The sequence below is a fragment of the Mesorhizobium huakuii genome, from assembly GCF_030160235.1.
Classification (GTDB): Bacteria; Pseudomonadota; Alphaproteobacteria; order Rhizobiales; family Rhizobiaceae; genus Mesorhizobium; species Mesorhizobium huakuii.
In genome coordinates, this window is record NZ_BSNY01000017.1 from 17,375 (window position 1) to 26,197 (window position 8,823).

Below are 8,823 nucleotides of genomic sequence, written 5' to 3' on the forward strand. Positions count from 1 at the left end.
GTTCAGGCAGAATCGGAAATCGGCAGCCCGGCTGCGCGGCAGGTGCTATCGACGAGGCGCCTCGTTTCCGAAGCGCCACCCATGGCGACGAGCTCGAAGCTGCTTGCCGAATCCGGGTAGATCCTGGCGATGAAGGCTTGGTCGCCGCCAGGGCCGCCGGCCGCAGTCTTGCCGCTGACGAAGCCGCAGGCCACGATCTCCTTGCGGCCGTTCAGTGTCCGCTCGCCGGCAAGCGTCCTTCCGAGCCTGGCCGAAGCAGGATCCGGCAAGCGCTGACGAATGCCGGTGATGACGACCTCCTCGAGCGCGAGCGAGAACGGAATGGGATCGACGCGCTGGTCGCCGGCATCGGGCCGAGGTGTCGTCGCCACGCATCCGTAAAGCGAAGCGACAAGCAGAAGCTGAACCGTTTTCCTCATCCGCGCCCTTTCGCATGCATTCGAACGCGACGGCAAGACGTAGCCCATGCGGCTGGCGCTTGCGTTGCCGGCATGGCCATACGGCTCGATTTCTTCGATATTGCGACCAGGAGCGCGCTGCCAGGGGCAGGCTGATCAGCCGGCTTGCGCGCCGCCGATCATCCGGGTCACCTCGGCCGCGGCAGTGCGCACCATCGGCCCGATCTCGGCCAGCCGCTCCGGCGTCACCCGCACGGTCGGCCCCGATACGGAAACGCCGCCGATCGGCTCGCCGAACTCGTTGAAGATGGCGGCCGCCACGCAGCGCATGCCGGGGTGTCGCTCTTCGTCATCCACCGACCAGCCGCGCTGCTTGATGACGGCCAGATCGTGGGCGAGGGCAGGGATCTCGGACAGCGTCTTGTCGGTGAAGCGCTGCAGGCCCGCTTTGCGCAGGATGGTCCCAACGCGCTCCGGCTCGAGATGCGCCAGCACCGCCTTGCCGATGCCGGAGGCGTGAAAAGGGCTGCGCGTGCCCGGGCGGAAGAAGGCGCGGATCGCCTGGTGCGTCTCGACCTGGCTGACGAACACCACGCAATCATCCTCGGCGACGCCGAGATTGGCGGTCTCGCCGGTTCTTTCCATCAGCTCCTGCATGACGATGCGGGCGCGGTCGACCAGTTTGCGGCGGCGCAGGAAGGCCGCACCCATGCGGTAGGTCTCGACGCCGATCGACCACAACTGGTCTGACGTGTCGAACTCGACCATGCCGTGGTTCTCGAGTGTCGTCAGCATGCGGTAGGCGGTGGAGGCGGCAAGGCCGCTCTGCGCCGATATCTCGCTCAGCGACAGGCCGCTGCCCTCGGCGACAATGGCCAGGATGCGCAAGGCCCGGTCGAGCGACTGCACCGAACTGGCTTCGGCAGGCCCGTTGAAAGCACGCGGCCGGCCGCGCTGGCGTTTTTCAGTGGTTTCCATGACGCCAGTTTCGCCGATTTCTCCAAACATACAATGAAAAAGTTTTTCATTGTGGCGAGGCGCTAAATTCCTGGAAAACCGAAAATCCAATAAAATCAGCAGATAGTGGCCGTTTTCTCGAAATGAAAAAATATTCTGAAAAAATTGAAAAATAGCCGGCTTGCTGAGATCATCGGCCATCCAACAATGACAACCCAAGTGGAGGGCCGGAAAATGGCCAGGATGCGCGCTGTCGATGCGGCGGTTCTCGTTCTCGAAAAGGAAGGCATCTCCTGCGCGTTCGGCGTGCCGGGCGCGGCGATCAATCCGCTCTATTCGGCGTTGAAGGCGAGGGGCACGATACGCCATGTCCTTGCCCGCCACGTCGAGGGCGCCTCGCACATGGCCGAAGGCTATACCCGCGCTAAGGCTGGCAATATCGGGCTCTGCATCGGCACTTCGGGGCCGGCCGGCACCGACATGATCACCGGGCTTTATTCTGCGGCAGCCGATTCCATCCCGATCCTGTGCATCACCGGCCAGGCGCCGCGTGCACGGCTGAACAAGGAGGATTTCCAGGCCGTCGACATCGCCGCCATCGCCGCACCGGTCGCCAAATGGGCGGTCACCGTTATGGAGCCTTATCTCGTGCCGATGGCGCTGCAGAAGGCGTTTCACCTCATGCGCTCGTCGCGGCCCGGTCCGGTGCTGATCGACCTGCCGGTCGACGTGCAACTGGCCGAGATCGAGTTCGACATCGACGCCTATGAGCCGCTGGCGCCGTTCAAGCCGGCGATGACCCGCGCCCAGGCCGAAAAGGCGCTGGCGATGCTCAACGCGGCGGAAAAGCCGTTGATCGTCGCCGGCGGCGGCATCATCAATGCCGATGCATCCGACCTGCTGATCGAATTCGCGGAGATATCAGGCGTTCCGGTCATCCCGACGCTGATGGGCTGGGGCGCGATCCCCGACGACCACCGGCTGATGGCCGGCATGTGCGGCCTGCAGACCTCGCACCGCTACGGCAACGCGACGATGCTGGAAGCCGATTTCGTCTTCGGTATCGGCAACCGCTGGGCCAACCGTCACACCGGCTCGGTCGATGTCTACACCAAGGGCAAGAAGTTCATCCATGTCGACATCGAGCCGACGCAGATCGGCCGTGTCTTCGCGCCGGACCTCGGCGTCGTCTCGGATGCGGGTGCGGCCCTGAAGATCCTGCTCGACGTCGCCACCGAGTGGAAGACGGCGGGCAGGCTGCGCGACTGGTCGGGCTGGGCCAAGGAATGCCAGGCCCGCAAGAAGACGATGAAGCGCAAGACGCATTTCGATCAGGTGCCGCTGAAGCCGCAGCGTGTCTATGAGGAGATGAACAAGGCCTTCGGCCGCGATGTCACCTATGTCACCACGATCGGCCTGTCGCAGATCGCCGGTGCGCAGTTCCTGCATGTCTACAAGCCGCGCAACTGGATCAATTGCGGCCAGGCCGGCCCGCTCGGCTGGACGCTGCCGGCAGCGCTTGGCGTGCGCGCCGCCGATCCCGACCGCACCATCGTGGCGCTGTCGGGCGACTATGACTTCCAGTTCATGATCGAGGAACTGGCGGTCGGCGCGCAGCATAAGCTGCCTTACATCCATGTCGTCGTGAACAACGCCTATCTCGGCCTGATCCGCCAGGCGCAGCGTGGCTTCTCGATGGATTATGAGGTGAGCCTTGCCTTCGAGAACATCAACCGATCGGGCGATCCAGAGGCGGGCTATGGCGTCGACCATGTCGCCGTTGCCGAGGCCATGGGCTGCAAGGCGATCCGGGTGCGCAAGCCGGAAGAGTTCGCTGGCGCCTTCAAGCAGGCGCAGCGGCTGATGAAGGAGCACCGGGTTCCGGTCGTGCTCGAATTCATCCTGGAGCGCGTCACCAACATCTCGATGGGCACCGAGATCGACAAGATCACCGAATTCGAGGAACTTGCCGAAAATCAGGAAGACGCGCCTACCGCGATCGTGATGCTCGATTAGGAGAAAAAGAATGCCGCGTTTTTCAGCCAATCTATCGATGCTCTTTGGCGAGCATGATTTCCTCGACCGCTTCGACGCAGCCGCCCGCGCGGGCTTCAAGGGCGTCGAATATATCGGTCCCTATGACCATGCACCGGAGGTGGTGGCCGCGAGGCTGAAGAAGAACGGCCTGACGCAGGTGCTGTTCAACCTGCCGGCCGGCGACTGGGCCAAGGGCGAGCGCGGCATCGCCGTGCAGCCGGACCGCGTGCCGGAATTCCGCCAGGGGATCGCCAAGGCGATCACCTACGCACAGGCGCTCGGCTGCCAGCAGGTCAATTGCCTGGCCGGCATCGCGCCGGCGGGCGTCGACCGCAAGGTGCTCGAGGATGTTTTCGCCGAAAACCTCGCCTTTGCGGCGGAAAAGCTGGAGCAGGCCGGCATCCGGCTTTTGATCGAGCCGATCAACACGCGCGACATTCCGGGCTTTTTCCTAAATTACTCGGACCAGGCGCTGGCGCTGATCGACCGTGTCGGCTCGAAAAACCTGTTCCTGCAATACGACATTTATCACATGCAGATCATGGAGGGGGATCTCGCCCGTAAAATCGAGGCAAACCTTAGCCGCATCGCGCATATCCAGCTTGCGGACAATCCCGGCCGTCACGAGCCGGGAACGGGCGAGATCAATTATCCCTTCCTCTACGACCACATCGACCGCATCGGCTATTCCGGCTGGATCGGCGCGGAATACAAGCCGAAGGCCGGCACCGAGGCAGGGTTGGGTTGGTTTCGGGACCTGACCGGACAGGGCAGCGCGGCGGCCTGAGAGCTTCCTTCTCCCCGTCTCTATACGGGGAGAAGGTGCCGGCAGGCGGATGAGGGGCAGCGCCACCTTCCGATAAATTCGAGCCAAGATTCTTTGGAGAACCACAATGGAAACCATCGGTTTCATCGGCCTCGGCATCATGGGCGCGCCGATGGCGGGACATCTGCTGGATGCCGGCTATAAGGTCATCGCCAGCGACCATCGCTCAAAGCCGCCGGCGGATCTCGTCGCCAAGGGCCTGAAGCCAGTCTCCGGACACGCCGCCGTCGCCAAGGCGGCCGACATTATCATCACCATGGTGCCCGATACGCCGCAAGTGGCCGATGTGCTGTTCGGCGACAATGGCGTGGCATCGGGCCTGACCAAGGGCAAGCTGGTCATCGACATGAGCTCGATCTCGCCGATCGAAACCAAGGTTTTCGCCAAGAAAATCAACGAGCTCGGCTGCGACTATCTTGACGCGCCGGTTTCCGGCGGCGAGGTCGGCGCCAAGGCGGCGTCGCTCACCATCATGGTCGGCGGCGAGGAAAAGCCTTTCGAGCGCGCAAGACCCGTCTTCGAGAAGATGGGCAAGAACATCACTCTGGTCGGGCCCAACGGCGTCGGCCAGACCACCAAGGTCGCCAACCAGATCGTCGTCGCGTTGACCATTGAAGCCGTCGCCGAAGCGCTTGTTTTTGCTTCGAAAGCCGGCGCTGATCCGGCCAAGGTCCGGCAAGCCTTGATGGGCGGGCTGGCGGCGTCACGCATCCTCGAAGTGCATGGCGAGCGCATGGTCAAGCGCACCTTCGCGCCGGGTTTCCGCATCGAACTGCACCAGAAGGACCTCAACCTGGCACTGGAAGGCGCCAAGGCACTCAGCGTCTCGCTGCCCAACACCTCGACCACGCAGCAGCTGTTCAATTCCTGCGCGGCCAACGGCGGCGCCAAGGAAGATCATTCGGCTTTGGTCAGGGCGCTGGAGCGGATGGCGAATTTCGAGGTCGGCGGCGAAGTGACCGAGGTGAAAGGCAAAGCGGCATAGGCCGGGAGAGGGCGGCGCAACGTTCCCAAGCCGCCACCTCTTCCCGCGCTGTCGCTGGAACCCGTTTCTTGTTTTCTTGGCAGAGCGCTTCCGGCTTAGCCGCGCTTCAAGAATGCCCTAGCGGCATAAAGGCTGATCGCCGCTGCATTCGACACATTGAGCGAGCGGATGGCGCCGGGCATGTCGAGCCGCGCCAGCGTCGTCACCGTCTCACGCGTCTTCTGGCGCAGGCCCTTGCCTTCGGCGCCGAGCACCAGCGCTATCCTGTCGCCGGCAAAGCTGGTTTCGAGTTCAGCCGGCCCATCCGAATCAAGCCCGATGGTCTGGAAGCCGGCCTCATGCAGCTGCCCGAGCGCGTCGGCGAGGTTCTTCACCTCGATCTGGTCGATATGTTCCAGTGCGCCGGAGGCGGATTTCGCCAGCACGCCCGATTCCTGCGGGCTGTGGCGCGCGGTGGTGATCAGCGCGCCGGCGCCGAAGGCGACCGCCGAGCGCAGGATGGCGCCGACATTGTGCGGATCGGTGACCTGGTCGAGCACCAGCACCAGCCTTGTGTCGCCAAGCGCGTCGAGGCGCTTGGGCTTCAACGGCTCCGCCTCGATCAGCACGCCCTGGTGCACGGCGTCCGACCCGGTGATCTTGTCGATGTCCCTGGGTTCGACCAGCTCCGCCTTGAAGGGCAGGGCGGCGAGATCTTCTATCTCCAGGCGCTCGGCCGCATTGCGGGTCACCAGCATTTTGCGAATCTTGCGGCGCGGATTGTCGAGCGCCGCCCGCACGGTGTGCAGGCCATAAAGTCGCACCAGGCCGTCGGCGGCGTTCTCGCCGGGCGGCACAGGCAGGCGGGGCCGGAATGCCGGCGCGCCGCCGCTCTTCTCATCGCGGTGTGCGCGGCGCAGCTTGGCGTAATGGGTGTCTTTGGGGGTATTGGTCTTGTTGCTCATGGCCGGCTTCTATAGCTGTCTCGCGTGACCAAGGATATGGCCCGTCGCCGCAGCCGGCGAACAACATCGAAAAACCCTTCCCAGTGCGGTTGACACCCACTGGCCTTGCCGCCATAAGGCGCTTCGCTGATTTCGGAGAAGATATCCAACTCGGGCTTCGGGATCGGCAAGAATGCCTCGTTGCATGGCTCCGGCGGCAGACTGGAGAGGTGCCCGAGTGGTTAAAGGGGACGGACTGTAAATCCGTTGGCTTAGCCTACGTTGGTTCGAATCCAACCCTCTCCACCACTGCCGGCCCGGAAGCCCTGAAACGAGAAAAGCATCGGGCCGAAAAGTGCATGGCGCTTTTCGGGCGAATCCGATACTTCAGTGCAAGGCGCGGGTATAGCTCAGTGGTAGAGCAGCAGCCTTCCAAGCTGAATATGCGGGTTCGATTCCCGCTACCCGCTCCAGACTTTCATCCCACAATCGGCAAACCGAAACACTGCCCGACAAAGCGCGCAGCGCTTCAGGACATCAACGTACGCCGCGTCAGCTGTTGAACGCGGAAGCCACCTGGTGTTGCTGAGGCACCTGACCGTTCGGGGTCAGTTTGTCGACGATGCCGGGCAAGGCGGTGGACAGCTGCTTGAGGAGTTCCCCCTCGTCCATTCCAGTACGCTGCGCGATCTCGCGGATGACTTGCGGCCCAAGCGCGGCTCCGAGATCATTGGCGTTGATCGACTGGTTCTGCCCTGTGCCGACCCAGGAATCGGCGACATTGCCGTGGCCGGCGTCCTTGAGCCTGCCGAGCAGGCCACCCAGTCCTCCGAGCAGTCCGCCGTCACTGGCGGCAGGGTCGGCCGGCACCGGTGTTTGAGGCTGATCCGGCTGTTCGGCACTTCTGCCGCTCAGCATCTTTCCGACCAGCAACGCGCCGAGCGCGATCATCAGCGGTTTGGTGATGTTGCCGCCGGGAACGGCATTGTCAAAAAGTCCCATAGTGGATCCTCCATCTCGACCAAGCCTAGCCCGCCTCCAAGAATGGCGCATCCGGGCGGAATTTCAAGCTGGCTTGAGCTTTTGACAATCATATGAAAATGTCGCGATGGCGAGGGATGGAGAGGAAAAAATGGGTATCATCAGCTGGATCATTCTCGGCGCCATCGCCGGCTTCCTGGGCAGCAAGATCGTCAACAAGACCGGCGAAGGGCTGATCATGGATATCGTGCTCGGTATTGTCGGCGCCATCGTCGGCGGCGTGATTTGCAGCCGGCTCTTTGGCGTGGGTGTCACCGGTCTCAACATCTCCAGCCTGATCGTCGCGGTGGTTGGCGCGATAGTCGTGCTGTGGGCCTACCATCAGTTCAGCGGAAGGCGGACGCTCTAAGCGCCGGTCGCATCGTCTGAATTTTTGAATTTGTACTGAGGCAAGACCCGCTTCGGGCTTGCCTATGGCATCAGCACTGCATCGGCCGCGGCGAAGAAGATCAGCGTTCCGGCGATGAACACCGCCCAGCCGACCAGCGACTTGCGAATGGCCGCCTTGTGCTCGGCGTCGGAGTTCTTGTTCTGGTCAAGATCGGTCATGGGAAGCTCCCTTGGCTGATTGATCATGGCGTCGTGGAAAGACGATACATCGCCGAATAGACGATCGGTCTGGCCTCCGCAACATTGGAAACAGGCGCTCGGCCGCCGATGCTAGGCGACGACGGTCAGCCGGCGCTTGCGCTGGTCCAGCGACACGATGGTCAGGCCGCTGGCCACCACCAGCAGGATGCCGCAGACCGCCAATGCATTGGGGAACTGGCCGAACACCAGCAGGCCCGAAATGACGGCCCAGACGGTGAAGCAGTAATAGAATGGCGCCACCGCGCTGGTCGGCCCGACGCGATAGGCCATGAAGATGAAGAAATGGCCGAAGATCAGGAAAAGACCGGCGCCGGCCAGCAGCAGCAAATGGCGTGCTTCGGGCATCACCCAGCGCTCGGACGCCAGATGCGCCGCACCGGCGCCCATCAGTACCACCACCACGGCGGAAATCGCCACGATCATCCCTGGCACCTCAGCGGCGACACGCCTCCCGGCAAGGTCGCGCGCGGCCGACAGCGCCGCGTTGCCGAGCGCCAGCAGGGCGTAGATCGAAATACCTTCCATGGTCGGCTGCGCCACCATCAGCGCGCCGATGAAGCCGAGCCCGATCAGCGCCATCCGCTGGCCGCCGATGCGCTCGCCAAACAGGATCGACGAGCCGACCAGCATCAGCAGCGGCGTGATTTGTCCAAGCGCCGTGGAATCCGCGATCTGCATGTTGGCGAGCGCCACGACGTAGCAGAGGATCGCCGCCAGCTCGAGCAGGTTCCTGCGCAGCACATGGCCGTCGAAGATCAGCGGGATCTGTTTGCCGTAGCCCAGCAGGAACAACAGCGGGAAGCCCCAAAGCGCTGCCGCCACGCCGCGCAGGAACAGCACCTCGTAGGACGGCAGCCCCGCGGTCGCGAGTTTCATCATCGTATCGTTGACCAGGTACGAGCCGGTCGAGATGATCATGAACAGCGGGCCGCGGATTGAGACGGGGATGAATTGCATGGGGTCAGGAGATCAGACCTCGGTGGCCGCCGCAATGGGCCATCAACTGGCCGTGATCGAGACAGGAATTGGCCGGCAAGGACATGAGATGCAGGCCTCGATCGATCG

The 8,823-nt window shown here is 63.1% G+C and carries 10 protein-coding genes and 2 tRNA genes; 6 read left to right on the forward strand and 6 right to left on the reverse strand.

The features are described 5' to 3' along the window. Positions 1-2 precede the first annotated feature (2 nt). Positions 3-419 carry a hypothetical protein gene (locus QQK95_RS08080; RefSeq protein WP_284270789.1) on the reverse strand — a complete coding sequence of 139 codons (417 nt, stop codon included), beginning with the start codon at positions 417-419 and terminating at the stop codon, positions 3-5. 135 nt (positions 420-554) lie between these two features. Then, entirely contained in the window at positions 555-1,376 is an 822-nt protein-coding gene (gene bhcR / locus QQK95_RS08085; RefSeq protein ID WP_284270791.1) for an HTH-type transcriptional regulator BhcR, read from the reverse strand. A gap of 213 nt (positions 1,377-1,589) precedes the next feature. Here bhcR and gcl point away from each other — a divergent pair, with 213 nt between their 5' ends. The 3 genes from gcl (at position 1,590) to QQK95_RS08100 (ending at position 5,203) form a co-directional block, all read left to right on the forward strand. Then, entirely contained in the window at positions 1,590-3,371 is a 1,782-nt protein-coding gene (gene gcl, locus QQK95_RS08090) for a glyoxylate carboligase (protein ID WP_284270793.1), read from the forward strand. A gap of 10 nt (positions 3,372-3,381) precedes the next feature. Further along, complete coding sequence (hyi, locus tag QQK95_RS08095) at positions 3,382-4,179, forward strand: hydroxypyruvate isomerase (protein ID WP_284270795.1); 798 nt, start codon at positions 3,382-3,384, stop codon at positions 4,177-4,179. 106 nt (positions 4,180-4,285) lie between these two features. Continuing rightward, positions 4,286-5,203: a 2-hydroxy-3-oxopropionate reductase gene (locus QQK95_RS08100; RefSeq protein ID WP_284270797.1), complete on the forward strand. Its 918-nt coding sequence runs from the start codon at positions 4,286-4,288 to the stop codon at positions 5,201-5,203. Positions 5,204-5,298: 95 nt separating this feature from the next. Here the strand turns inward: QQK95_RS08100 and QQK95_RS08105 are convergent, their stop codons facing one another. Further along, complete coding sequence (locus QQK95_RS08105) at positions 5,299-6,147, reverse strand: TrmH family RNA methyltransferase (protein ID WP_284270799.1); 849 nt, start codon at positions 6,145-6,147, stop codon at positions 5,299-5,301. A 203-nt stretch (positions 6,148-6,350) separates the two neighbouring features. Between QQK95_RS08105 and QQK95_RS08110 the strand changes: the two genes are divergently transcribed. Both QQK95_RS08110 and QQK95_RS08115 read left to right on the forward strand, forming a co-directional pair. Beyond that, positions 6,351-6,435, forward strand: a tRNA-Tyr gene (locus QQK95_RS08110). A 90-nt stretch (positions 6,436-6,525) separates the two neighbouring features. Beyond that, positions 6,526-6,599, forward strand: a tRNA-Gly gene (locus QQK95_RS08115). Between the two features lie 79 nt (positions 6,600-6,678). Here QQK95_RS08115 and QQK95_RS08120 read toward each other — a convergent pair. Continuing rightward, complete coding sequence (locus QQK95_RS08120; protein WP_284270802.1) at positions 6,679-7,128, reverse strand: YidB family protein; 450 nt, start codon at positions 7,126-7,128, stop codon at positions 6,679-6,681. A gap of 130 nt (positions 7,129-7,258) precedes the next feature. Between QQK95_RS08120 and QQK95_RS08125 the strand changes: the two genes are divergently transcribed. Then, the gene (locus QQK95_RS08125) at positions 7,259-7,516 is read left to right on the forward strand and encodes a GlsB/YeaQ/YmgE family stress response membrane protein (protein ID WP_284270804.1); all 258 of its coding nucleotides are present in this window, start codon (positions 7,259-7,261) and stop codon (positions 7,514-7,516) included. 62 nt (positions 7,517-7,578) lie between these two features. Here the strand turns inward: QQK95_RS08125 and QQK95_RS08130 are convergent, their stop codons facing one another. Together QQK95_RS08130 and QQK95_RS08135 are read right to left on the reverse strand one after the other, a co-directional pair. Continuing rightward, positions 7,579-7,716 (reverse strand): hypothetical protein, encoded by a 138-nt coding sequence (locus QQK95_RS08130; RefSeq protein ID WP_284270806.1) that lies wholly within the window; start codon positions 7,714-7,716, stop codon positions 7,579-7,581. Between the two features lie 111 nt (positions 7,717-7,827). Continuing rightward, a complete protein-coding gene (locus QQK95_RS08135; protein WP_284270808.1) occupies positions 7,828-8,715 on the reverse strand; it encodes a DMT family transporter in 888 nt (295 codons plus the stop codon). Positions 8,716-8,823: the final 108 nt, after the last annotated feature.